Raw genomic sequence first — 24,471 nt, 5'->3', positions numbered from 1 at the left:
TCGCAGATCGTAGGTGCGACCCACAGCCTGGCCGGAAAATGCGCCACATCCTGGCGTGATTTCTTGGAAAGCTCGGTGGGTGACCCCGGACCGCTTCTTCGCCCTGATGCTGCTCCTCGAATCGAGAGACGGCGCGACCACACAGGAGCTCGCCTCGGCGCTCGGGGTCTCCCTGCGAACCGTCACCCGCGACCTGAACTGGCTCCGCGACGCCGGCCTGCCGGTGACCGCCCACCGGGGCCGCCTCGGCGGCGTGACCATGCTGCCCCGAACCGGACTCGACCTCACCCGACTCACGCCCGACGAGCGCGAACATCTCTCGCTCATCGGGCTGGACGACAGACAACGCGCGGAAATCGACACATCGGACGAGAGCCGACGCGCGCTCGCCAAGATCGCCGCCACGTCCTCCCGGCGAGGTCGGGAGCTGCTGCCGCTCACCGATGTCGTGCACGTGGACAGCCGTCCCTGGCTCCACTCCCGAGCCTCCGGCACGAATCCGGCCGCGCTGATCGGCACAGTGCGGCGAGGCCGTCGGCTACGGATCGGGTACGACAGTCCCCGCGAGTCGTACCCACGCGACCTGGTCGTGGATCCCTACGGGCTGGTCGCCAAGGCCGGCCGGTGGTATCTGGTCGCCGACTGTGCCCGAGTGCCACGGATGTATCGACTCGAACGGATCACGACGTGGGAAGAAGTCGACCAGCCACGACGGACCCGCGAGAACCAGACCCTGGCCACCGTCGCCGCGGCGCTCGTTGATCAGTGGGCCCACGACCACGCGATAGAGGTCAGCGCCACCGTCTCCGGACCGCAGATCGAGCGCGCCCGACGGATTTTCGGCCCTCGGCTCGCCCTCGTCCGGGATGACACGGACGAATCCGGCACCGGCTACAGGGTGACGATTCGCTTCCTGCATCTGGAGGACTTGCGAGCGTTACTGCCCTTCGGGGATGCCGTCACCGTGCACGGCCCCGCCGAAGCCCGCACCCACCTCCGCGCCCTCGTCATCGAGCTCGCCCGCCACTACGCGCCGTCACCAGCATCCTGACCGGCCACGGCTGGTCCTCTTCCGCCCGCCGTCGACCGAGCCAGGACGGCGAGGTCGCCCCGCCGCACAGCGGAGACGGCTATGCCGACTGGTCTCGCGAAGCACACCGAGGCCGCTGGTCACGGGTGGCAATCCTCGGAGCAGAGGAAACTGATGAACCCCGTCAGGTCGGGGTGGTTCCGGAACCACTCGCGTTGGCCAGGCACGAGCAGGTGGTCGAAACGCTCGTGGAGCTCGGCCTCCAGTCGCTTGCGGGCATACCGGCCGTCTTCGGCGATGACATGGAGCAACTCCAAACCGTGGGGGTTGCCGGTGTGGAAGGGGCGCATCCGCTTGTACGGATCGGTGGCTTCGCCGATCTTGATGAAGGAACCGCTGGCAATGAAGTACACACCGGCGTAGTGGTGCGACAGCCTGGGATTTCCGAGGTCGCCGAAGACGGTCAGCTCAGCTTCGATCATGGCCTCCTTCGGGTCGCCATGAGTGCCGTAGCCGCGGATCTCGCGCCGATATCGGGCGTTGAGTCGGCCCTGTTCCCGGTATTCGTCGTAGGTCGTCACAGTTTTGTGAGTCTTCCCGGCAGCGCGCGCAGCAGCCAGGGCACCGCGGCGGGCACGACGCGACGCCGGCCTCGTCTCTCCCGGTTGAGCAGGCGTAACCTCACCTCGTCCACGACCGAGATTCCGCCTTTCGACGGACACTCGGGCGAGCGGCATCAGCTACAGGACGTCCAACAAGGTCTCGATCCTGGTGGCCGGCACGATGTCCATGGGACCCTCCACCCGGACGCTGACGACCGCGCCGCCCGATGACTGCGCCAAGTGCATCGTCAGTTCGGGTTCGCCGGACAGCGGGTACTCGAACCATCTGTCGGGTGACTCGTCGTCGGTCTCGTCGAGTGCGCCGGTCAGCGCCGCCTCGTCGTGGTCGTCGTAGGAATAGCCGATGTACGTGCTGACCTGTCGCATCAGCCGCACGACGTTGTCCTCGAACACCCACCCGGCGACCGCCGACGTGTCGCCCGATCCGGATCGGCCGCGCAGCAGCTCATCGGCCTGCGGGTCGTAACAGTCCAGTCCATGGGCGTCGGCGATCACCGGAAGGGCCGCCGTGTCCTTCCAGCGGTACGGCAACGTCAGCACCACGAAACGATCGGCGAGATCCTTTCGACCCCACGGCCGGCGCCACTCCAGGTCGTCGTGCCAGGGTGCGATCGTGTCCGCCAGGTCGGGCCAGCGGCGCAGAAGCTCCGACCGGAATGCCGAGACCCGCTCATCCGCGGCGAGTCCGGTGGCGTCCTCCTCGGCCAACCGGTCCGCGAGTGGACCGGGCTCGTCGGTGCTGCCGGCGGGCCAGAAGTAGAGGTCGTAGGTCACGGGCAAAGAGCCTAGTCTCGTGCTGGTGGAGGAACCCAGGGCGCTGCTGATCACCGGGACCGTCGGCTCGGGGAAGACCTCGGTGGCCGAGACTCTCGGTGACCTGCTGGCGCAGGATCGGATCCCGAACGCGGTCATCGACGTCGACTGGCTTCGCCGGTCGTGGCCCAGTCCGCCCGGTGACCGGTTCAACCGGGGCATCACCCTGCGCAATCTGCGTGCCGTCGCCCGTAACCACGTCGAGGCCGGTGCGCTGCGGCTCGTTCTGGCCGGCGTCATCGAAAGCCACGCCGAGCGGGACGCGTACCAGATCGCCTTGGGTGTGCCGTTGGCGGTTTGCCGCTTGACCGTGGGCCTTGCGACGGTCCGGCGGCGTCTGGTCCGGCGGCATGAGGAGGATCCGGACGGGCTGCGGTGGCACCTCGACCGATCGGGTGAGCTGGACGAGATCCTCCAGCGGGCCCGGGTCGAGGACGTCACCGTCGACGCGACCACGAAGTCGGTCCGTGAAGTCGCCGCGGCGGTCCGGGACGCGGTCGGTTGGTCGGGCGTGGTCGAGCTGTGAGCGACGTCTTCACCGCCGAAGCGGACGCCTTCGCCGCGACGTTGCGGGAGCTCCCGCCGGATGCCTGGGCGGCACCGACCCGATGCGTCCCGTGGCTGGTCCGCGACCTGGTCGGGCATGTCATCACCGCGGTGGCCCGGACGCCCGTCATGATCGCCGCCCCGGCACCGGAGCGGGCCGACACCACCGCCACCGGCTACTACCGTGCCGACGAACGGTTCAGTGACGCGTCGAATGCCGAGCGGGTGTACACGGCCCGGCAGCGTGCCGCCGACGCGGAGGGGTTCGCCGAGGTCTGCCGTTCGGCGGCCGCGTTGAGTGCGGCTCAGCCGGCCGGGCGGCTGGTCCGGACCAGGCACGGCGACGCGATGCTGCTCACCGACTTCCTCATCACTCGCGTGGTGGAACTGGCCCTGCACGGCCTGGACGTCGCCGATGCCACCGGCCGCGAACCGTGGCTGACCACCGAGGCGTCGGACCTGGTGCTCGGCCTGCTCTTCGGCCCGACGTGGCGGAAAGCGGTCACCGATTCCGGCTGGCCGCCGGAACTGCTGCTGCGCCGGGCGACCGGCCGCGCCCCGGTGACCGACACCGAGATGCGGACCCTGGATCGCCTCGGCCTGCGGAGACTCGCCTTGGGTTAGTGGCTCAGCACGGCCTGCCGGACCCGGTGGCGGCGCAGGCTGAACGCCAGGTCGGCGAGGGAGATCAGGATGATCACGGCGACGATCTCCTTGGCGGTGCGGTCGGCCGCCGCCGAGACGAACACCGGGTTGGCCAGCACCCAGGTCAGCACCGCGCACAGGGTCAGGCTCAGGGCCATCTCGGTCTGGTCGCTCCAGGACTGTCGGCGGCCCTGTCCGATCAGCACCGCTTGGAGTAGCAGACTCAGAACCAGAAGACCGAGAACGATCGGCCCGCGTACGGCCAGGAAGTCTCTGTCGTACGCCATGGCGGTGTAGGCGGCGGGTGCCGCGTGCCCGCCGGAGACGACGCGCAGCATGGTCGCGGGGTCGGCGAGCGACAGCGTGCCGAGGATGTAGAAGAGCAGCGCGGCCGTCCGCCCGGCCCGGCTGATCCGGTCGGTCGGGACCGGCCGGGGTTTCCATGCCGTGTCCGGATGCCGCCGACGCCACCAGGCCGCGACCGCGAACCAGGCGACGAGCAGGCCCAGCCATGCGAACAGGAACGGTGTGGCCCGGTCGATCGCCGCTGCCAGGTCACGGTGTGGCGGCACGTGATCGATGAGCTCGCCGAGCACCGCCCCGGCCAGGATGAGCGTGGTCCCGCCGATGACGAGGGTGAGTAGGCGCCGGGAGTCCGACGGGTCGATGACGATGAGCGGCGCCCGGTATCGGGCGGCCACGTCGGCGGGCCGGCCGAACCCGGCGAGCACCGCGGTCACCGCCGCGTCGCGGTCGGGTCGGGTCTCGGCGGCGTCGGCCACCTCCTGGGTGATCACGTCGCGGAGTTCGCGAGCCACGTCTGCCCGCTGCCGGTGGGGTGTCAGCAGCACGACCTCGGCCACATACCCGTCGATCATCTCGTCAGCTGTCATCGCCCCGCCTCTCGTCCAGGATGTCGTCCATCGCCTTGGTCATGCCGTGCCAGGTGGCGGTGAGTCGCGTGAGCAGGTCGCGGCCCGCGTCGCTGAGCACGTAGTAGCGCCGTGACGGCCCGTGGGTGGCGCGCCACTCGCTGGTCAGCACGCCCTGGCTCTCCAGTCGTCGCAGCAGGGGATAGAGGGTGCCCTCCTCGATCGGCATCCCGGCGGCGATCAGTGCTTGGCGTAGTTCGTAGCCGTACTGCAGGGTGCGCAGGCGGGACAGGACGGCGAGCACCACGACCCCGCGGCGAAGCTCGAGCTCCAGCTTGTCGTGCACATCCCCTACCATGCGCCACATCGTACTGTATGGCACACAGTAGCGCGAGGGGTTTACATGTCAGTTAAGTTAACTAATAATTAGACCTCCGTCGATCGATACGGAGGTTCCCCTTTGTCCCGCCCCCGTTCCCTCATCCTGTCCATGGCCGCGGCCCTGACCACCGCCGCCCTCGCCCTGGTCGCGGTCGGTCCGGCCGAAGCGGCCGCCACCACCGCCACCTTCGCCAAGACGTCCGACTGGACCTCGGGCTGGCAGGGCGAATACACCATCACCAACGGCGGCAGCTCCGCCATCACCTCCTGGACGGTCGAGTTCGACCTCCCGGCCGGCACCGGAGTCGGCTCCTACTGGGACGCCCTGCTCACCACCTCCGGCGGGCACTTCACCTTCACCAACCGATCCTGGAACGGCACCATCGCCCCGGGCGCCTCGGTCAAATTCGGATTCCTCGGTACGGGGCCCGCGGCTCCCGCCGGATGCAAGCTGAACGGAGTGTCCTGCACCGGAACCACCGGCCCGTCCCCGTCGCCGTCGATCACCACCCCGATCCCCGGCGCCACACCGCTGGCCCGCAACGGTCAGCTCCGGGTCTGCGGCCGGCAGCTGTGCAACCAGATCGGCAAACCGATCCAGCTGCGCGGCATGAGCACCCACGGCCTGCAGTGGTACGCGAACTGCGTCAACGACAACTCCCTGAACGTGCTCGCCCGGGAGTGGGGCGCCGACGTCCTGCGGATCTCGATGTACATCCAGGAGGGTGGCTACGAGACCGACCCGGCCGGGTTCACCGCCAAGGTCAACGACTACATCCAGAAGGCCTACGACCGCGGCATGTACGCCATCGTCGACTGGCACATGCTCAGCCCCGGCGACCCCAACTTCAACCTGGCCCGCGCCAAGACGTTCTTCCAGCAGGTCGCCGCGAAGAACAAGGACAAGACCAACATCCTGTACGAGATCGCCAACGAACCGAGTGACGTCCACTGGTCGTCGATCAAGTCGTACGCCGACCAGATCATCCCGGTGATCCGCGCCCAGGACTCCGACGGCGTCGTGCTGGTCGGCACCGAGGACTGGTCCTCGCTCGGCGCCTCCGGCGACGGTCAGGGCGTGGCCCGCATCCTGGCGAACCCGGTGAACGCCACCAACATCATGTACACGTTCCACTTCTACGCCGCCTCGCACGACGACTACTACCTCACCACGTTCCGCGACGCGATCGCGAAGCTGCCGATGTTCGTCACCGAGTTCGGCACGCAGGAGGCCACCGGCGACGGCGGCAACGACTTCGCCCGCGCCCAGCGGTATCTCGACCTGATGGCCCAGAACAAGGTCAGCTGGGTGAACTGGAACTACTCCGACGACATGCGCTCCGGCGCGGTCTTCACCGAGGGCACCTGCGCGGCCGGGGCGTACTCCGGCACGGCCCGCCTCAAGCCGGCCGGCGCCTGGATCCGCGACCGCATCCGTACCCCGGACGACTTCTGACCGACGCACCACCCCGACGAGCGGTGGCCCGGGACGACGTCCCGGGCCACCGGCCGTACCGCTGGATCAACCGCAGTTGATGTTGATCAGGTCGGTCCGGTTCTTGGCGTTGCCGAAGTCCGAGACGGCCTGACCCGGCACCATGTCGACGTAGCCGATGTAGGCGTCGATGTCCCACAGCTGCGACGACGCGGTGTGGTTGTTGTGGCCGGAGTTGGCCCGGTTGCGCCAACCCCAGGTGGCCAGGTCCTGCTGACCGCAGTCCTGGAGCTTGCCGCGCGGGTAGCCGTAGTTGGTCAGGTCGTAGAAGCAGACCCAGTACTGCGGGCAGTTCGGCGCGGCCAGCACCGCCGCCGTGGTGGCGCCGGCCGGGGGCGCGAAGTCGACCACGAAGGCGCCGTTGCCGTACGTGATCTGGGCCGGTCCGGTCACCTTGCCGCCGGGCGCCCGGTCGAGCTGGTCGCGCATCTGCTGGCGGACGGCCGCGTTCGGCGCCTTCGCCAGCGCCGCCTCCTGACTCGACACCGCCTGGGCAGCCCCGCCGATCGGAACCGACATTCCGACGAAGACCGCGACCGCAGTCAATGTCTTCCACACTTTCCGGTTCACTTGATACCCCCGTTGTGTTCACCAAGCGCCGATTTGTTTCGACCGCTGCCGACCACCGTAAAAGCGCTGCCGTCCGCCTCCCAGGGCCAATTCGACGGGTTCTTGACGGTGCCACTTATGATCTACGAACGTGAATGTGGCGATCCGGTTGGACCGGACCGGAGGGCTGTCCGGGCAGATCTACCGACAGGTGCGCGACGCCGTCCTGGACGGCCGGCTGCGTCGAGACGAGGCCCTGCCGTCCAGCCGTGAGCTGGCCGAACAGCTCAAGGTCTCGCGCAACACGGTGACCACCGCCTACGACCGGCTGGTGGCCGAGGGCTACCTGACCAGCCGGCCCGGCGCCGGAACATTCGTCAACACCCTGTCACTGACCGAGCCGGCCGTCCCGCAGCTGCCGGCCGGCCCGCTGACTCCCCGAGCCCTGATCCAGTCGATGCCCGTACCGCCCGATTTCGGAACCGCCCCGGAGTTCGATTTCCGCGTCGGCGCACCGGATTCCCGCCTGTTCCCGTTCGCGGCCTGGCGCCGGCTGCTCTCCGACCAGTTCCGCCTGTCGGCCGTGGGCACCGGAATGCCCGTCGAACCGGCCGGGCACCTCGGACTCCGTACCCTCACCGCCCGTCATCTTCGAATGTCCCGACTCATCGAGACCGACCCGCGAGACGTGCTGATCACCAGCGGTGTGCAGCAGGCCCTCGATCTGATCGGGCGGGTGCTGCTGGAACCCGGCGCGACGGCGGCGGTCGAGGAGCCCGGTTACGCCCCACCGGGCCTGATCTGGGCGGCCCAGGGCGCCCGGGTGGTCGGTGTCCCGGTTGACGAGCACGGCCTGATCGTGGACGCGCTGCCCGACGACGCGCGCCTGGTCTACGTGACGCCGTCGCACCAGTACCCGACCGGCGTCGCCCTGTCGCTGCGACGGCGCATGGAACTGCTGGCATGGGCGCGGCGACACGATGCGGCGATCGTCGAGGACGACTACGACAGCGAGTTCCGCTACACCGAGCAGCAGCTGGAGCCGCTGCACAGTCTCGACCGCGGCGGGCGGGTCCTGTACGTCGGCTCGTTCTCCAAGGTTCTGCTGCCCACCCTACGGCTCGGTGTCCTGCTGCATCCGCCGTCGCTGCGGCACGCCCTGCACGCCGCCAAATTCCTCACCGACTGGCACACCAGCCTGCCGGTTCAGGCCGCCATGGCGGACTTCCTGGAGCAGGGACTGTTCGTCCGACATCTGCGGCGGGTCCGCCGGATCTACCGGCAGCGCCACGACCGCATCGCGGCCGCGCTCGCCGGCCCACTGTCGGCGCATCTCACGGCGGTCCCGTCGGCCGCCGGACTACACCTGAGCGCGATGGTACGCACGACCACCGCCGCCGAAGCGCTGATCAGGGCACAGGCCGCGGGGGTGGGTGTGGCGAGCTTCCCGGAGATCGCCGCCGCACCGGCCGACCCGCCGGGTGTCGTCTTCGGCTACGGCATGATCGACGAGAGCCGGATCGACGAGGGCCTGGTCCGCCTGCAGCGCTGCCTGGACGCCGATCAGCCGGGTGCACCCGGAGCGCAACCGGGAAGAGTGTCACGTCCGCCACACTGAGGCCGATGGTGACGCGACGGGTGGCTGCGGGAAGGCGAAGATATGTCCGCGCGAGTGACATCGTGGTGGCTGGTCGGGCTGCTCGCTGTCGTGCTGGCCGGTCTGGCCGGGTTCGCGGTGTTCGGGTCGTGGCGGCAGTCCGCCATCGTGGAGGAGCTCGCCCACGACAGCGCCAACACCGACGCCTACCAGGAGGCGGCCTACGCGCTCAGCTGGGAGATGTCACTGATCCAGGCGTCGCTGCGGGAACCGCACGGCGAGGAACGCTGGCAGCTCACCGCCGTACACACCCAGGCGCAGGGCGCCCTGGAGAAGATGGCGGCCGTCGACACCGATCACCCGAAGATCACCGCCGGACTCGTCCAGGCCCACCGCACCCTGAACTCCGAGGTGGCGACCTATCTACGGTCGATCGATCTCGGGGACTCGGACACCGCCGAGACGACCCTCGAGTACACGATCGAACCGGCCGCCAGGACGATCATGGCGGCGGTGGTGTCCGAGCGGCAGCGTCACCTCGACGACCACACCCTGCTCCAGTCGGCCGCCCAGGACGAGTCACGCGTCCTGCGGTGGGGGAGCGGCCTGGCCTTCGCGGCGAGCCTGCTCGTGCTCGTGCTGTTCGCCTACTCGGCGCGCGTCCACCGACGGCAGGTGGAGACGACCGCCGCGACCGATCCGCTCACCGCCCTGCCCAACCGCGTCGCGTTCGCCGCCCGGACCGGGCGCGCGATCACCGAGGAGGCGAGCCACCGCCGGCGGCGCCACCGGACCCGGCGCGGGCGGGTCACCGTGCTGGTGGTCAACCTCGACGGGTTCCGCGACGTCAACGAACAACTCGGTCACGTCGTCGGCGACCGGCTGCTCACCGACGTCAGCCGGCGGCTGCAGGACGCCGTCCGCGAGCAGGACGTCGTCGCCCGACTCGGCAACGACGAGTTCGCCGTCCTGCTCCGCGACGCCGACCCGACCATCGGCGAGGCCATCGCCGCCCGCCTGACCGGCGCCTTCGACGAGCCGTTCCGGATCGACGAGCTGACCATCGACCTGGAGGTCAGCATCGGCGCCGCCACCGCCGGGCCCGGCGACGGCGTGCCCGCGCTGCTGATCCACGCCGACACCGCGATGAACCTGGCCAAACAACAGCGCCTCGGGTTCCGCCGCTACGCCGCCGGCCGGGCCGGCGACGACAGCGACGCCCGCCTCATCCTGCTCGGCGACCTGCGCCGCGCCCTCGACAACACCGACGAACTGACGGTCAACTACCAACCCAAATTCAGCATCGGTACGGGCGCCCTGGTCGGCGTGGAGGCGCTGGCCCGTTGGCAGCACCCCACCCGGGGACCGGTCCCGCCGGCCGAGTTCATCCCGGTCCTGGAGACGACCACGCTGATCGACAGGTTCACCGAGAAGGTGCTGACCCAGGCGTTGACGCAGGCCCGCGCCTGGCTGCAGGACGGCCACCGGGTCCCGGTCGCGGTCAACCTCGCCACCCGCTCACTGCTGGACACCGGCTTCCCCGACCGGCTCGCCGCGCTGCTGGCCGAGACCGGTGTGCCGGGCGATCAGCTGTGCATCGAGGTCACCGAACACAGCGTCATGAGCGACCCGACCACCGCCATCGCAACGCTCAGCCGCATCCGCGCACTCGGCGTCAAGACGGCGATCGACGACTACGGCACCGGCTACTCCTCGATGTCCTACCTGCGGCGGCTGCCCCTGGACGAGCTCAAGATCGACCGCTCGTTCGTCAAGGACCTGACCACCGACCACGGCAGCCGGGCGCTGGTCGCCTCGACCACCGACCTCGGCCACACCCTGGGCCTGACGGTCGTGGCCGAGGGCATCGAGGACGCCGCGACCTTCGACGCCCTGCGAGAGCTCGGCTGCGACCTGGCCCAGGGCTACCACCTGGCCCGCCCGATGCCCGCCCACGCGCTCACCCGCCACCTGCGGGAGAACACTCTGCTCGCCGCCTGAGATCAGGTGCTCTTTCCGTGTGCCGTCATCGGATGTGGCAGTCCACCTCGACACCGCTGAGGCCGCCGGCCGGTACGACGACCTCGTCCCGAGCCTGGCAGATCGGGCTCTCGGCCGAGATCGGGGTACCGGTCACCGTATAGCGCCCGGCGGGGAGCGCCACGCTGAACCTGCCCTCGGTGCTCACCTCGGCGGAGGTGACGGAACCGTCGGCCGACCCGAAGTGAACCTTGCCCGCGACCCCGGACGGTCCGCTGCCCAGGGGCCCGCCGACCATCCGCATCATCCCGGTGACCGTGACGTCCATGACCCCTCCGGCCGGCAGCGGCTTCCGGATGTCTGCGGGCTGCCGATCTCGTGGCCCGGGTCCCTGGGTCAACTGTGCCGAGCCGACCACCAGGACCACGGCCACCGCGGACGCGGCGACCGCGGCGTACCGCCGCCGGCGCTTCGTCCTCTCCGCCAGCAACTCGGCGAACTCCGGCTCGTACGCCGGACGCAGTTTCTCCGCCTCGGCGGCCAACAGCGACTTGATGTCAGACATGGAAGCTCTCCTCCCGCAGCAGCGGACCGAGGACTGCACGGGCCCGACTCAACCGCGATTTCACTGTTCCGGACGCGACTCCCAGGGCCTGCGCGATGTGATCGACGTCGAACCCGAGCAGGTAGTACATGACGACGACCTGCCGCTGCCCGCCGGGCAAGCCCCGTAACGCCTGGACGACATCCAGGCGGTTCGTGTCGGGCGGCGGGTCTTCGTGCGGAGGCCCGAGACGAAGCAGCGCCTTCACCATGTTCCGCGCCTTGCGCCGACGGTTGGACGACAGCCGCAGCGCCACCGTCCGGACCCAGGCCTCCGGCGACTCCAACCCCGAGACGCGATCCCACCTGTCGAAGGCCTTGAGAAACGCCTCCTGGACACACTCCTCGGCATCCGTCCTGCTGCCCGAGGCCAGCGCGACGACGCCGACCAGCCGCGCATAGCAGGAACGGAACAGGTCGGAGACCGCCTCTGACGCGGCGGACGAGTCGCTCATACCTGTCATCACCCCCGAGCACCCCGACCGGTTCCACCATCTACCGAATCTGATCACCGCGGTGACGCCGCCCGTGTCGGCGCAACCGGGTGGGCGTTGCGGGGCGGGTCATGACGACACCGGCCGAGCCGACGTCGTTTCGATGACGTAGAAGAGCAGGTCGCCACGGTCGTCGCTCGCCGTCCGGTCCAGGTGCATGCCGAGGCGGGTGAGGATGCGGCGCGAGGCGCTGTTGTGCGGTCGCACGGTGGCCCACACGCGTCGAATCCCCGCCGCGCGACACTGCTGCAGCACCGCCTCGGCCGCCTCGACGGCATAGCCGTGACCTCGGTGGGAGGCCCGGATCTGGTAGCCGATCTCGGGCTCCTGGAAACCGGTGCGGCCCTTGAGCATCCCGCAGTTGCCGATCAGCAGCCCGGTCTCGGCACACCGCAGCGCATACCAGCACAGGCCGTGATCGTGCTGGGCGGCCCTGCGATCGGCGATCCAGCGTTGCGTCTGTTCGAGGGCGACGAAGGGCCCCGACCCGATGGTGTGGGTGGCCGGATCGGTGAAGAGCTCGTGCAACTCGGCGGTGTCGTCGGTGGTGAACGCGTCCAGTCTCAGGCGCGCGGTGCGCAACGACGGCGACATCGTCACGGTCGGGCCACCAGACGGAGCAGGGCGGCCGTCAGGGCTTCGACGAACCGGTCGCGGGTGGCCGGGTCGACCCGGTCCAGTGACAGGTACGGGTTGAGGTCCTCCAGCTCCACCAGCAGCAGTGCGCCGTCACGGGCACGGCAGGCGTCCACCCGCTGGATGCCGTGCTCGACGCTGTTCCAGTCGATGAACCGCTGGGCGAAGGCGAGGTCGTCGGTGTCCGGCTGGTAGGTCTCGAGTTCCCACCGCTGCTGCGGCCGGGGCGCGTACAGGGCGTACTGGAACTCGTGGTCGATGAAGTAGAAGGAGACCTCGTACTCGAAGTCGATGCGGGGCTGCACCAGCAGGTCGGTGAAGTCGAGCCCGGGCAGGTCGCCCCGGGCGACGACGACCAGACCGGCCGAGTCCGCGCCGAACTTCGGTTTCGCCACGTAGACGTCGGTGTCCGGTAGCCGGCCGACGTCCTCGAGCCGGTCGACGGTGGGAATCACCGGGTGGCCCTGGGCGTACAGGTCGAGCAGGTACTGCTTACCGGCCATGTCACCGTTACCGGTCAGCTCGGTGAAGACCCGCACGCCGGTCTCGGTGGCGGCTGAACGGAATGCGTCGTACTCGTCCCGGTAGTGCAGCACCGGCCCGCTGTTACGGACGACCACCGCGTCGAATCCGTGCATCAACGCGCGAGCGTCCAGCGGATGACAGATCGCCAGGTCGAACCGGCCGCGCAGCCGGGCGGTCAGGTAGATGTCCTCGTCGCAGTACCGGCGTCCGCGGGCCTGGTAGGCCAGGTCGCTGACGTAGAGGACACGGGGCCGACCGGATTCCATCGGCTGATCTTGACACATCACGGCCACGGTCATCGCGCGCGAAAAGGGGCAGGTCAGCCCGTAGTCCGGGGTGTGGGGGAGTCGCGGCCGGTGCCGGCGCGGAAGCGGAACGTCTTGTGGGTGCCGTCGCAGAACGGTTTGGCTGCGGATTTGCCGCAGCGGCAGAGGGCGATCGTGCGGCGGCCCGGGTCGATGGGCTCACCGTCGGGCGTGCGCAGTTCGAAGTCGCCGCGGATGATCAGCGGACCGTCCTCGTACGGTGTGATGGTCGACGTCATGGTGATCGGATTTCCGTTTCCGGGTTCGCCAAACGGGAATCCGGTCCGGCATGAAGCTGCCGGTACCGCGAGGTTCCCTGTCCAGCGCCCTGATCGATGCTCTCGGTGGTGACGTGTCGCCGATCGCCGGGATCGCGCCGGACGATGACGAGGATCTGCATCTGTCGCTGTTCGTCTGTTACGAACTGGCCTACCGGGGCTGGGACGGCGTCGACGACGCCTGGGAGCATCACCCTGACCTGCTGCGGCTGCGCACCGGGCTGGAGCTCCGTCTCGGAGCGTGGCTGAACGACCTGGTCGGCGCGGTGCCGCAGGTGGATCCGGCGGCGGTGCCGCAGCTGCTCGGCGGGCTGGTCGCGGCCGACGACGGGCCGTCGCTGTCGGGCTATCTGCGGGGCCGGGCGACCCTGGAGCAGTTCCGTGAGTTCGTGACGCACCGGTCGGTGTATCACCTGCGGGAGGCCGATCCGCACACCTATGCGATCCCGCGGCTGGGTGGGCGCGCCAAGGCCGCGTTGATCGAGATCCAGCTCGACGAGTACGGGGCCGGCGTCACCGAACGCATGCATCAGGAACTGTTCAAGCAGACGATGACCTGGTTCGGTCTGGACCTGACCTACGGCGCCTATGTCGACACGGTTCCGGCGACCACGCTGGCGGTCAACAACCTGATGTCGTTCTTCGCGTTGCACCGGGCTCGGCGCGGGGCGATCCTGGGTCATCTCGCCGCGTACGAGATGACGTCGTCGCTGCCGAACCGGGCGTACGGCAACGGTTTGCGTCGTCTCGGCGGGGACGCGAGCGCGACCGCCTTCTATGACGAGCACGTGGAGGCGGACGCGGTGCACGAGCAGATCGCCGCGCACGACCTGTGCGGGTCGTTCGCGGTGAGCGAGCCGGAACTCGCCGGGCAGGTGCTGTGGGGTGCCCGCTGCGCGCTGGCGGTCGACAACCTGTGGGCGCGGTCGGTGCTGGACGCGTGGGCGGCGGGCGGTTCCTCACTGCGCGGTTGAGGTGCGGGCCAGCATGTCCGGGATCGACAGGCCCCGGGCGAGCAGGCGGCGCTGCCGTTCGGCGCCGGTGCCGTCGACGTGGATCCGGTGCAGGCCCGCGGTGACCGTCTCCAGGTCGCCGTGGTGTCGCAGGGCGGGCGTGATCCGGTCGACGAGCGCACCGACCAGGTCCCATGCCGGGACGGCCCGGCCGGTGCGCGGGTCGAGCAGGGTGCCGGCCATGCCGTGCCGGGCGGCGCTGCCGTGGGCCGCGTGGAGCAGCACGTCGGGGACCGGCGGGGCGGTGCTGTGGGCGGCGGTGTCGACCATGGCCCGGACCAGGGCGGCGAGCAGGGCGGTGTCGGCCGGGTCGAGGCAGACGTCGGCGGCCCGGACCTCGACGGTCGGGAACGCCCGGGACGGCCGGGCCCACCACAGCACCATGCTGTCGTCCATCATGTCGCCGGACGCGACCAGCGCCGCCACGGTCTGCTCGAACTCGGCGACCGACCGCAGGTGCGGCCACGGCGCGACGGTCGGCCACCGCCGCAGTTGTACGCAGCGCCAGCTCGCGTAGCCGGTGTCGGTGCCGAGCCACAGTGGTGAGTTCGCGGTCAGTGCCTGTAGCAGGGGCAGGTCGGCGCGTAGGCGGGTGCAGATGTCGACGGCCAGGTGCGGGTCGGCGACACCGACGTGGACGTGGCAGCCGCACAGCGCGGGGTCGCGGGCGATCGGCCCATAGTGGTCGGTGATCGCCCGGAACCGTGGGTCGTCGCTGGACCGCGGGTCGGTTTCGGCGACCGGGGTGGCGCCGATCGCGGTCAGTGTCGCGCCCGCCGAGTGTGCCGCCGCCGTGGCCGCCGCCCGGGCGTCGCGCAGCTGCCGGGAGAGGTCGTCGGTGCTGGTGCACACGTCGGTGACCATCTCGATCATGCTGGGCCGGAACTCCCGGCGGCTGCGTTCCCGGAACGGTTCCGGCAGGGCGGCGACGACCTTGTCGGCCAGCGGTACGTTCTGCGCGGTTCGTGGGTCGAGCAGGAGGAACTCCTCCTCGACCCCGAAGGTCCGCACGACGTGATCGCCGCCGAAGGTGGGCACGACGTGATCGCTGCTGAAGGTCCGACCGTCGGGCTCGCCGCCGAGGGTCCTCACCGCGGGCGGGTGGCGGTCAGCAGGACCACGGCGATGCGGTCGGCGTGTGCGTACGCCGGACCGTCCAGCTCCTCGCCGTACACGTCCGGATCGACCTCGCGATAGGTCCAGGTCAGACCGGTCCCGTGGAGGCGTTCGGCGGCCGCGGCACGCAACGGATCCCGGCCGTCGACGATGCCGGTGCCGGCGAACAACACCAGCGCTCCGCCGGGTGTCAGGCGTTTCGCGGCGGTGTCGATCAGCGAGAGCGGCAGGTCGTTGCCGTCCGGACCGCCGCCGTCGCGGTAGGTCCGGCCGGCCGGGTCGATCATGAACGGCGGGTTGGCGATGATCAGGTCGAAGTCGCCGTCCACCGCGTCGAGCAGGTCGCTGTACTGCGGCGACACGTTCGCCGTCCCGGCCAGGCGGGCGTTGACCTCGGTGAACCGTAGCGCGGCCGGGTTGATGTCGACGGCGACGACCTGCGCGTGCGGGGCCGATCTCGCCACCGCGACGGCCCCGGCGCCGCTGCCGCAGCCGACGTCGGCGACCCGGGCCGGCGGTTCGGATCGGCTGCCGACGTGCGCCACGGCGGCGTCGGCCATCCGGTAGGTGTCCGGGCCGAAGAACACCGCATCGGCCGCGTCGGTCGGGAAGGCCGAGTGGACGAAGAGCTCTCCGCCGTACGATGAGAACCGGATCTTGCTGCGCCACAGCGAACCGTGACTCTCGACGGCGTCCGCGGCCCGCAGCATGTCGAGGATCTCGCCCGGCACCGTCTCCGGCCGGAACGGCCGGCTCCATCCGAACACCCCGCGCAGGTCGCGGGCCTCGGTGTTGTCCGGCCGCCGGTTGACCCGGGCGTGCGTCGCCGGGGTGACCGTGGTGAATTCGTAGCCGCTTTCGCGCAGTGCACGGCCCAGCCGGTGGAGTTCGTCGCTCGTTGTCGTCACCGACGGTGGATCCCCCCGGATGCCTGGTCCAATCACGGCGACGTCGGGGTTTCGGGCGACGCGGTGGTGGTATGCGCCGGGCACGTGACAGGTCCGTTTGCCGGTCCGGCAGCCGGGTATGCGAACGGCGACCGCATCGTACGTATTGAGGAGTTTGTCCTGATGGAAGCGCGTACCCCCGCCGAGGTGATCAAGGACGCGGTCACGGCCGTGACCGGCGACGGCAAGCCCGAGATCCCGGGTAAGCCCGGCAGTGGCACCCCGACCGTCGCCGAGCCGACCGAACCGGCGGCCCCACTACCCCCGAGCCACGAACAGGGGCAACCGGACACCGTCACCCCCACCGGCGTGCCGACCGGTGCCGCGCCGGAAGCGTTCGCCCAGCAGGGCGCCTACCTGACCACCGCGCAGGGCACCCGACTGCGCGACACCGACCACTCACTCAAAGCCGGCCCGCGCGGCCCGATCCTGCTGCAGGACCACCACTTCCGCGAGAAGATCACCCACTTCGACCACGAGCGGATCCCGGAGCGGGTCGTGCACGCCCGCGGCGCCGGCGCCCACGGCGTGTTCACCAGCTACGGCACCGCCGCCGGCCTCACCCGGGCCGGTTTCCTCGCGGCCAAGGGTAAGGAGACCGACGTCTTCGTACGGTTCTCGACCGTCCTCGGCTCGCGCGGCTCGGCCGACACGGTCCGCGACACCCGCGGCTTCGCCACCAAGTTCTACACCGACGAGGGCACCTTCGACCTGGTCGGCAACAACATGCCGGTGTTCTTCATCCAGGACGCGATCAAGTTCCCGGACATCATCCACGCCGGCAAGTGGCACCCGGACCGGGAGATCCCGCAGGCGCAGAGCGCCCACGACACGTTCTGGGACTTCGTCTCGCTGCACACCGAAGCCCAGCACCACACCATGTGGAACATGTCCGACCGGGGCATCCCCCGCTCGTACCGGACCATGGAGGGTTTCGGCGTCCACACGTTCCGGCTGGTCAACGACTCCGATGAGACCGTGCTGGTGAAATTCCACTGGAAGCCGAAGCTGGGCGTGCACTCCCTGGTCTGGGAGGAGGCGCAGCTCGCCTCCGGTGTCGACCCCGACTTCCACCGCCGCGACCTCTACGACGCCATCGAAGCCGGCGCCTACCCCGAGTGGGAGCTGGGCCTGCAGGTCTTCCCAGACACCCCGGAGGAGACGTTCGCCGGCATCGACCTGCTCGACCCGACCAAGATCGTGCCCGAGGAACTCGCTCCGGTGCAGCCGGTCGGCAAGCTGGTGCTGAACCGGACGCCCACCAACTTCCACGCCGAGGTCGAGCAGGTCGCGTTCCACCTCGGCCACCTGCCGCCCGGCATCGACGTCACCAACGACCCGCTGCTGCAGGGCCGGCTGTTCTCCTACCTCGACACCCAACTGACCCGGCTGGCCGGGCCGAACTTCCACCAGATCCCGATCAACCGGCCGCACGCGCCGGTCAACGACATGCTCCGCGACGGCTTCCACCAGCACGCCGTGCACGGTGGTGTCGCACCGTACCGGCCGAACTCGCTGGACGGCGGCAACCCGTTCCCGGCCGAGGACGGCTTCGTCGACGTCCCGGTGACCGTCACCGAGGCGCCGAAGGTCCGCGACCTGCCGGTCTCGTTCAAGGACCACTACACCCAGGTTCGGCTGTTCTGGAAGAGCATGAGCGCCGTCGAGCAGGAACACATCATCCGCGCCTACACCTTCGAGCTCGGCAAATGCTACGAACAGGCGATCAAGGAACGGCAGCTGCAGTGCCTGGCCAACATCGACCCGGTGCTGTGCGCGTCGGTCGCCCTGGGCCTGGGCCTGCCCGCGCCGAAACCGACGATCGAACTGCCGGAGGTGACCCCGAGCCCGGTGCTGTCGCAGGTCGGTCGGCAGTGGCCCGCCGACGGACGGATCATCGGCATCGTCGTCGACGAGACCGACATCAAAGACGCCGATGAGGTACGGGAGGCGATCCTCGCCGCGGGCATGGTGCCGCTGATCATCGCCCCGCACGGTGGCAAGATCGACTCTCTGATCGTGCAGCGCACCTTCGCCACCGCCCGTTCGATCGAGTTCGACGCCCTCCTGCTGGCCGCGGCCCCGGTCCCGGCGCCGGACGCGTTCGTGGCCCGGGACGAGAAGTCCGGCGCACCCGGCACGGCCGGTGTCGACCCGCGGGTCAACCTGCTGATCGACGAGTGCTGGCGGCACGCGAAGGCGATCGGCGGCTGGGGCGCCGGCGCACAGCTGCTGCGCGACACCGGCCTGGACGCCAGTCCCGGAGTCGTCGTGCACGACACCGCCACAGGTGTCCTCGCGGCCGTACAGAAGCTGATGGCCTCGCACCGGGTGTGGGAACGCTTCCCCGCCACCGTCGGCTGACCCTCTCCACACTGTCGGACCGGATGCCCGAACGGGCATCCGGTCCGCCCATGGACTACAGGTTGTTGATCCGGGCCAGCAGTTCGGCCTCGGTCAGGTTCTCCAGGACCGCGTCCTGCTTGCGGCCCAGGACCGCGATCAGCTTCTCCTTCTCCAGCTTCTTGGCCGCCGCCGCCTTCGCCGCCTGCTCCTCGGCGATCCGGAAGGCGATGACGTGCTTGACGACCTCCAGCTTGGTCTCCCAGGTCGCCTTGGCCGGGTTGGTCTCGGTGGCCACGAACGACTCGGTGTCGACGGCCTTGAGCTCGGCGTGCACGGCCTTGGCCACGTCGTCGAGGCTGAAGCCGGACTTGGCGGTCAGCGGCAGCTCCCACAGCTGTTCCGTGGTCAGCAGGCCCTTGGTCGACGGGTAGCGGAACTTCTCCCGCGTGGCCGCTTCAAAAATGGTCACGATGGCCTCTCTCGGATGTCCGGATAGGAGTTCAGAACTGGATGCTGATCAGGCGGCGCCGGCCGCCGGTCATGGTCACCTTGGCGACCACCGCATTGCGGACCGTGGAGCTGAAGCCGAGGCCGGACAGCTGATCCGTGGACGGCTCGCACTTGGTGCGGTCGCCGAGCACCTCGAACACCTTGCGGTGCTGGTGCAGGTCACCGCGGAGGAACTCGTTGTAGATGCCGCGGGTCGGCTGGTCGTTCACACACCCCTTCAGCATGAAGAAGTAGTGGCGGTTGCCGACCTCGTTGTCGTCGAAGTAGTTCGGTGAGTACATGACGGTGGACACCGGCACGAACTGTTCGGTGGTGATACCCCACAGATCCTTACCGGCGCTGCCCGACTGCAGGCCCGCACCCGGCCGGAAAGCGGTGATCACCTCACCGACGACCGTCATCCGGCCCACCTCGACCGTCTCCTTCTGACCCACCGCCCGCTCGTAGCTGTAGTGCTCGATCTTCCCGTCGCTCTCGGTCTCGATCACGAAGCCGCCCCGGCTGCTGTCCCGCTTGCGGAACTGGTTCACCTCGATCCGGTACTCGCCGTCGGCGATCCGGCCGGCCCAGGTGACGTTCTCCACCGGCTCGTTCGAGAGCGGACTGCTCGCGTTCATGTCGACATCCAGCTTGTGGCGCTTGTCCTGGTACCAGATGTGGGTGCCGTCGGGTTCGTACACGTGCAGGTCGAGGTCGTCGTGGTTGAACCAGGACAGGCTGACCCGCAGCTTGCCGGTGACGTTGCCGCCGGCCCGCTTGACCTTCTCCTTGATCGAGTCGGTGACGTTCCCGCCGTACGACCAACCGAAGTCATTATCCCAGCTGAACAACCGCGGCGCGTCCGGGTGCCGGCCGGTGGTGAGACTGACGAAGTGCGGCTCGTGACTGTTGGCGACCCACAGGTCGATGCTCGCGGCACCGGGCAGGATGTCCTTCATGAAGGTGAGCACGGGAACCTCCTCCGGCTTCGCGTCACGAAGACGCGCGGCCGAGGCCCCGGTGGTGGCCGCCTGCATGAGCAGCCCCTCGATGCCGTCCTTCATCCGCGACTGGGTGTCGTTGTCGACCCACAGCACGTTGTTGACCGACACGTCGGACAGTCGGGCGAACCGTCGCTGCAGCGACTCCTCGATGCCCAGCTCGTCGATGGTCTTCATGGCGGCCTTCACCATGGCCGGCGTGATCAACGCGGTGGGGCGCTGGTAGTTCTGCGGCGCCACCTTCGTCTCGAACGACCGGACCGCATGCTCCAGGTCGACGCCCTCGGACAGATCCTGCACGAGGGTGCCGATCACCGTGTTACGGAACCGGGCCGCCGGGTTCATCGCGTTGGCGAACACGAAGGCCCGTGCGTCGGTCGCCTGGGTCCACCGGTTGCGCAGCGACCGGAACTCGGTCACCGCCCGGCGGTGCTCGGCGCCCCGGTAGAGGGCGTTGTCGTCGATGAGGTCGACGACGGTGTCCAGAGCCTGCCCGGTCAGCTCGTCGAGACCGCGCTGAAACACCTGCACCGTGGTGTCGAAGGCGCCCCGGGCCGGGCCGACGTCGGTGGTCCGGTGCTGCTTAGCCACCTGGCCGTGCAGGTGGTGCCACACCTCGACCTGACCGTCGCGCAGCGACCGGGTCGTCTTCGTCCCGTACTGCGTCTCGCTGGACCGGAAGATGCCGGACAACGGCAGCGAGCCGACGAACTCGTCCAGGGCGGCGGCGACGACTGAGAAGACCGGATCGGAAGCCGAGACCCCGGACCAGACGGTACGGACCCGACCGTCGCGGATCTCGACGACGGTGCCGAAGTTCTTGACGAATACGCGGCACGTCGAGCAGTCGTATTCGGACCGCTCCCGGAATCGGAGATTGGTGCCGGCGGGAAACGACTCGAGGAAGGTGAGCCAGAGCGAATCCCGGTCGAGCCGGTCGCCGACCACGTACAACTCACCCTTGGACATCGCCGTCAAACGCGAAGTCACATCCGCCACGAACTGCTGGAAGTCGCCCACCGTGTCATCCCCCTTGATCACCGAGGATCCTAGGGAGCGAATGCAATCGGAGAAACGTATTTCCGCCCGCGCGGGGGCTCCCGAACGGCACGGCAGCGCGTGCCGGGACCTTCGGGGCAGAAGGTCCCGGCACGCCGATTCACCAGGACGTCACCTGCAGGACCTGGCTCCGGACGCGTACGCCAGGCCGAAGCCGGCCGCCGACGAGTCCATGAAGATCACCTCGCGTCCCGATGCCGCGGTCGCGAACATCTGCGCGCCGGGGCTGCACGATGCCGGGCCGATGTACCTGCCCTGGAACGTGTACTGCTTGAGTTTCGGATTCAGCGAGTTGTCCGGGTAGCCGCCGTTCTCCAGCCAGGCGCTCACCGGCGCCTCCTCGGTGACGGTGAGGGTGGTGTCGGACAGCGCGACGGTGTCGGCGCGGATCGCCTGCGGTGAGTTCTCCTCGAAGAGCAGCCGGCTGGTGCTTGTGGCGAGGTCGAAGAGCCGCACCGAGTTGTGGAACGCGCCCTTGCTCCACTCGCCGTCGACGATGGTTCCGTAGTCGCGGTCGGTCATCCAGGCGACGCCGGTGCGGGACAGGTCCGGGTAGCTCATCCGCTCGGCGCCGGCATCACCGCCGGCGTAGGTGGTCCGCCCGGTCGCCAGGTCGTGCACCTCGACGCCCAGCGACCACCAGTGGCCGTTCGCGTCGGGCTGCGGGAAGATCTCGTACCGGACGTAGGAGATCTTCCCGCCCTCGACGTTCGGCGCCGTCGCGTTGCCGAACCAGTCGGGATGCGTGAGGGTGTGCACGGTCGGCGAGCCGATCCGCAGGTAGCGCACCACGTCGAGGTATTGCTGTGCCGGATCGTATTGGCTCCACGTGACGACGTCGCGGTCGAAGCCGAGGCCGTCGATCCGGTACGGGGAGCGGTAGAGCTCCCGGACCGGGCCGCCACCGATCGGGGCCGACAGGATGCGGTTGGTCTCCCAGGTCGGCGAGTCGGGGTCCAGCAGGATCGACAGCCACACCACCCGCCTGCCGTCGGTGTGCGGGAAGCCGTTGGTGCTGCCGTCGTCCGGGGAGATCCGGTACGGGGTGCCCTTGCCGTCGATGCGGCCGACCCAGATCGAGGTCGGTTCGGTGCGGTTCGCGTCCGACCGCGGCACGGTGAACCAGCCGCCCGCCGCGCTCGCCTTCATGTCGGCGTACATGCCGGTGTTGAGCCGGTCGATCAGCATCTTGGTGCCCTTGCCGTACAGGTTCGCCTTCCATTTCGCGGTGATCCCGCGGGAGTCGAACGCGGTCTGTACCACCTTGAGGTCCTTCTTGCTCAGGTGGAACGACTTGGCCGAGGCGAGCACGGCGTCGCGTGCGTCGACGAAGTCGGACATCGGCGTCAGGTAGTCGGTGAGGGCGCGGTAGACGATCCGGTCGGCGAGCGTCTTGTCGAGTGCCTGGCGGAGGTCCCACAGCGCACCGGACACGATCGTCGAGTTGAGGTGCACGCCGCCGTAATCCATCGACGCGATGTCGATCAGGTGCTGGAAGTCCGCGGTGGTGGCGCCGTCGTCGAGGTCGCGCAGGGCGCAGTCGGCGGGCGCCAGGGTCCGGCACAGGTCGCCGCCGAGCAGGCCGGCCTGCGGATCCGACATCGGCGTGCCCGACACGTCGACGTCGATGGCGTTGCCGAAGTAGTCGGCGATCGCCTCGTTGAGCGCGCCCGGCTGCCCGGCGTAGACCAGGTCGGCGGTGTGTTCCACCACGCCATGGGTCATCTCGTGGCCCACCACGTCCGGGTCCGCGGCCAGGGACAGGTATTCGTCGTCGCCGCTGCCGTACACCATGCGGAGGCCGTCCCAGTAGGCGTTGACGAACGGGTTGCCGCCGTAGGTGATCCCGACGACCGAGTCGATCGGCATGCCGGCGTCGTCGAGGCTGTCGCGTCCGAGTTTCGCCTGGTACCACTCGAAGACCTGCGCGGCGTCCCAGGCGGCGTCGACGGCACCGGCGTCGGTGAGGTCGGCGCCGAGCGTGGTGGACGGCGACGCGAACGGCGTCATCCCCTCGGGCAACCGGCTGTCGAGCAGGTCGTAGTAGTCCCAGCCACGGCCGTCCCAGGTGGTGATCGGTACCGTCGCCCCACTCGGCCGGCGGTGGGTGACGTCCATCATGAGGTAGGACCCGGCGTCGAGCAGGGAGATCGGCACGGTGGTGCCGTGCAGCGTGGTGCCCTGGCCGATGACCGACCCGGTTCCCGTACTCGCCTGATGCTGCGGGGCTGTGGCGGGCGAGGTGGCGGCGACGGGCTGCTGCTCGGCGGCGAAGGACTTGAGCCGGCTCACGCTGAGCAGCGGCACCCCGGTCGTCGCGCCGACGTACACATCGCGCAGCACGGGCCGGCCGGACACCGTGTCGGTGCCCTTGACGAGCACGCGGCGCGCGAGCACACCGGTGCCGGTCGGCATGACCAGCAGCCCCTGGTCGGTGCCGACGAGATCGGTCGCGGTCGTGCCGGGACGCGGGGCGGAGGCCACCACCGCGGCGCCGGGGTGCAGACTTCTGCGCACCTCCTCGACCGCCCGGGAGACGGCGACCGCGGTGGGGATCGGGGTGGCCGTCGTGTCGACGTCCAGGTCGGTGAAGTAGGTGCCCGACGTTCCGGTCACCGTGCGTTCGCCGGCGGTCTTCTCGGTACGCACCACGTACTGGGCTCCGAACACGGGCAGGCCTTTGTACCGCTGGTTCAGCCGTACCGTCTCGCGCTCGCCGTCGGTCTCGACGCTCGCGGTGGTGAGCGTGCCGGCCGGATCACCGATCCGGTAGCGATCCCGGTGGCCGGCGAGGTGGGCTTTGGCGGCCCTGTCGGGTGCGATGGTGGCGTCGACCGGGTCGGCCACATCGTCCACGAGTGCCGGGGTGTCCGTTTCCGGTGCCACGGTGACGGGGACGGACTCGTCCGGGGCCGGCGGCGGGGTCGCCGCGTTCGCCGGCCGGGCGGTGGTTGCGAGGAGTGCGGCCACCGTCAGGGCGGCGATTGCGGGTAGTGCCGTGGGTCTGCGCAACTGGTGCTCCTGCGAGGTTGTGAACAGGATCCGGTTCGCCCACCTCACCGCGGGCTCGACCGCCGTCACAAGGACGACCCTGTGCACTTGCGCAAGTGCGCAGACCGTCCATGCCC

At 69.5% G+C, this 24,471-nt stretch carries 23 protein-coding genes; 8 read left to right on the top strand and 15 right to left on the bottom strand.

Annotated features, from left to right (window positions below; genetic code table 11):
- Positions 1–79: 79 nt before the first annotated feature.
- Complete coding sequence (locus Q0Z83_RS22860) at positions 80–1,051, top strand: helix-turn-helix transcriptional regulator (protein WP_317796011.1); 972 nt, start codon at positions 80–82, stop codon at positions 1,049–1,051.
- A gap of 119 nt (positions 1,052–1,170) precedes the next feature.
- On the opposite strand, the gene Q0Z83_RS22855 is transcribed toward Q0Z83_RS22860, so the two are convergent.
- Together Q0Z83_RS22855 and Q0Z83_RS22850 are read right to left on the bottom strand one after the other, a co-directional pair.
- Positions 1,171–1,611, bottom strand: coding sequence for a GIY-YIG nuclease family protein (locus tag Q0Z83_RS22855; RefSeq protein ID WP_317796010.1), 441 nt, complete (start codon positions 1,609–1,611; stop codon positions 1,171–1,173).
- A gap of 159 nt (positions 1,612–1,770) precedes the next feature.
- Positions 1,771–2,427, bottom strand: coding sequence for a hypothetical protein (locus Q0Z83_RS22850; protein WP_317796009.1), 657 nt, complete (start codon positions 2,425–2,427; stop codon positions 1,771–1,773).
- A 25-nt stretch (positions 2,428–2,452) separates the two neighbouring features.
- Between Q0Z83_RS22850 and Q0Z83_RS22845 the strand changes: the two genes are divergently transcribed.
- On the top strand, positions 2,453–2,992 hold the full coding sequence (locus Q0Z83_RS22845) for an AAA family ATPase (protein WP_317796008.1): 540 nt from the start codon (positions 2,453–2,455) through the stop codon (positions 2,990–2,992).
- Positions 2,989–3,636 (top strand): maleylpyruvate isomerase N-terminal domain-containing protein, encoded by a 648-nt coding sequence (locus Q0Z83_RS22840; RefSeq protein ID WP_317796007.1) that lies wholly within the window; start codon positions 2,989–2,991, stop codon positions 3,634–3,636. Before Q0Z83_RS22845 ends, Q0Z83_RS22840 begins: the two co-directional genes overlap by 4 nt.
- On the opposite strand, the gene Q0Z83_RS22835 is transcribed toward Q0Z83_RS22840, so the two are convergent.
- Together Q0Z83_RS22835 and Q0Z83_RS22830 are read right to left on the bottom strand one after the other, a co-directional pair.
- Complete coding sequence (locus Q0Z83_RS22835) at positions 3,633–4,550, bottom strand: hypothetical protein (protein ID WP_317796006.1); 918 nt, start codon at positions 4,548–4,550, stop codon at positions 3,633–3,635. The genes Q0Z83_RS22840 and Q0Z83_RS22835 overlap by 4 nt on opposite strands.
- Positions 4,540–4,887: a PadR family transcriptional regulator gene (locus Q0Z83_RS22830; protein ID WP_317796005.1), complete on the bottom strand. Its 348-nt coding sequence runs from the start codon at positions 4,885–4,887 to the stop codon at positions 4,540–4,542. The genes Q0Z83_RS22835 and Q0Z83_RS22830 overlap by 11 nt, the downstream gene beginning before the upstream one ends.
- 132 nt (positions 4,888–5,019) lie before the next feature.
- Here Q0Z83_RS22830 and Q0Z83_RS22825 point away from each other — a divergent pair, with 132 nt between their 5' ends.
- Complete coding sequence (locus tag Q0Z83_RS22825; protein ID WP_317796004.1) at positions 5,020–6,366, top strand: cellulase family glycosylhydrolase; 1,347 nt, start codon at positions 5,020–5,022, stop codon at positions 6,364–6,366.
- 66 nt (positions 6,367–6,432) lie between these two features.
- Here the strand turns inward: Q0Z83_RS22825 and Q0Z83_RS22820 are convergent, their stop codons facing one another.
- The gene (locus tag Q0Z83_RS22820) at positions 6,433–6,975 is read right to left on the bottom strand and encodes a peptidase inhibitor family I36 protein (RefSeq protein WP_317796003.1); all 543 of its coding nucleotides are present in this window, start codon (positions 6,973–6,975) and stop codon (positions 6,433–6,435) included.
- Positions 6,976–7,105: 130 nt separating this feature from the next.
- Here Q0Z83_RS22820 and pdxR point away from each other — a divergent pair, with 130 nt between their 5' ends.
- Positions 7,106–8,572 carry a MocR-like pyridoxine biosynthesis transcription factor PdxR gene (gene pdxR / locus Q0Z83_RS22815; RefSeq protein ID WP_317796002.1) on the top strand — a complete coding sequence of 489 codons (1,467 nt, stop codon included), beginning with the start codon at positions 7,106–7,108 and terminating at the stop codon, positions 8,570–8,572.
- 42 nt (positions 8,573–8,614) lie between these two features.
- Positions 8,615–10,552 (top strand): putative bifunctional diguanylate cyclase/phosphodiesterase, encoded by a 1,938-nt coding sequence (locus tag Q0Z83_RS22810; RefSeq protein WP_317796001.1) that lies wholly within the window; start codon positions 8,615–8,617, stop codon positions 10,550–10,552.
- Between the two features lie 25 nt (positions 10,553–10,577).
- On the opposite strand, the gene Q0Z83_RS22805 is transcribed toward Q0Z83_RS22810, so the two are convergent.
- From Q0Z83_RS22805 to Q0Z83_RS22785, 5 genes are all read right to left on the bottom strand, one after another.
- On the bottom strand, positions 10,578–11,096 hold the full coding sequence (locus Q0Z83_RS22805) for a hypothetical protein (RefSeq protein WP_317796000.1): 519 nt from the start codon (positions 11,094–11,096) through the stop codon (positions 10,578–10,580).
- Positions 11,089–11,589, bottom strand: a complete 501-nt coding sequence (locus Q0Z83_RS22800; RefSeq protein WP_317795999.1) for an RNA polymerase sigma factor — start codon at positions 11,587–11,589, stop codon at positions 11,089–11,091. The genes Q0Z83_RS22805 and Q0Z83_RS22800 overlap by 8 nt, the downstream gene beginning before the upstream one ends.
- Before the next feature lie 108 nt (positions 11,590–11,697).
- Positions 11,698–12,222 (bottom strand): GNAT family N-acetyltransferase, encoded by a 525-nt coding sequence (locus tag Q0Z83_RS22795; protein WP_317797113.1) that lies wholly within the window; start codon positions 12,220–12,222, stop codon positions 11,698–11,700.
- A gap of 2 nt (positions 12,223–12,224) precedes the next feature.
- Positions 12,225–13,055 carry an ATP-grasp domain-containing protein gene (locus Q0Z83_RS22790; RefSeq protein ID WP_317795998.1) on the bottom strand — a complete coding sequence of 277 codons (831 nt, stop codon included), beginning with the start codon at positions 13,053–13,055 and terminating at the stop codon, positions 12,225–12,227.
- A 53-nt stretch (positions 13,056–13,108) separates the two neighbouring features.
- A complete protein-coding gene (locus tag Q0Z83_RS22785; protein ID WP_317795997.1) occupies positions 13,109–13,333 on the bottom strand; it encodes a CDGSH iron-sulfur domain-containing protein in 225 nt (74 codons plus the stop codon).
- Between the two features lie 50 nt (positions 13,334–13,383).
- Between Q0Z83_RS22785 and Q0Z83_RS22780 the strand changes: the two genes are divergently transcribed.
- Positions 13,384–14,346 (top strand): iron-containing redox enzyme family protein, encoded by a 963-nt coding sequence (locus Q0Z83_RS22780; protein WP_317795996.1) that lies wholly within the window; start codon positions 13,384–13,386, stop codon positions 14,344–14,346.
- Here the strand turns inward: Q0Z83_RS22780 and Q0Z83_RS22775 are convergent.
- Both Q0Z83_RS22775 and Q0Z83_RS22770 read right to left on the bottom strand, forming a co-directional pair.
- Entirely contained in the window at positions 14,332–15,477 is a 1,146-nt protein-coding gene (locus Q0Z83_RS22775) for a carboxylate-amine ligase (RefSeq protein ID WP_317795995.1), read from the bottom strand. The two genes, Q0Z83_RS22780 and Q0Z83_RS22775, sit on opposite strands and share 15 nt — an antisense overlap.
- Positions 15,474–16,409 carry a class I SAM-dependent methyltransferase gene (locus Q0Z83_RS22770; RefSeq protein ID WP_317795994.1) on the bottom strand — a complete coding sequence of 312 codons (936 nt, stop codon included), beginning with the start codon at positions 16,407–16,409 and terminating at the stop codon, positions 15,474–15,476. Before Q0Z83_RS22770 ends, Q0Z83_RS22775 begins: the two co-directional genes overlap by 4 nt.
- 162 nt (positions 16,410–16,571) lie before the next feature.
- Here Q0Z83_RS22770 and Q0Z83_RS22765 point away from each other — a divergent pair, with 162 nt between their 5' ends.
- Positions 16,572–18,812, top strand: a complete 2,241-nt coding sequence (locus Q0Z83_RS22765) for a catalase (protein WP_317795993.1) — start codon at positions 16,572–16,574, stop codon at positions 18,810–18,812.
- A gap of 55 nt (positions 18,813–18,867) precedes the next feature.
- Here the strand turns inward: Q0Z83_RS22765 and Q0Z83_RS22760 are convergent, their stop codons facing one another.
- The 3 genes from Q0Z83_RS22760 to Q0Z83_RS22750 form a co-directional block, all read right to left on the bottom strand.
- Positions 18,868–19,263 carry a hypothetical protein gene (locus Q0Z83_RS22760; RefSeq protein WP_317795992.1) on the bottom strand — a complete coding sequence of 132 codons (396 nt, stop codon included), beginning with the start codon at positions 19,261–19,263 and terminating at the stop codon, positions 18,868–18,870.
- Between the two features lie 31 nt (positions 19,264–19,294).
- Entirely contained in the window at positions 19,295–21,304 is a 2,010-nt protein-coding gene (locus Q0Z83_RS22755) for a hypothetical protein (protein WP_317797112.1), read from the bottom strand.
- A 150-nt stretch (positions 21,305–21,454) separates the two neighbouring features.
- The gene (locus Q0Z83_RS22750; protein ID WP_317795991.1) at positions 21,455–24,355 is read right to left on the bottom strand and encodes a M4 family metallopeptidase; all 2,901 of its coding nucleotides are present in this window, start codon (positions 24,353–24,355) and stop codon (positions 21,455–21,457) included.
- Positions 24,356–24,471 lie beyond the last annotated feature (116 nt).

The organism is Actinoplanes sichuanensis, from assembly GCF_033097365.1.
GTDB classification, from domain to species: domain Bacteria; phylum Actinomycetota; class Actinomycetes; order Mycobacteriales; family Micromonosporaceae; genus Actinoplanes; species Actinoplanes sichuanensis.
The sequence above is the reverse complement of the archived record's forward strand: the minus strand, read 5'-3'. Positions and strand labels throughout refer to the sequence as shown.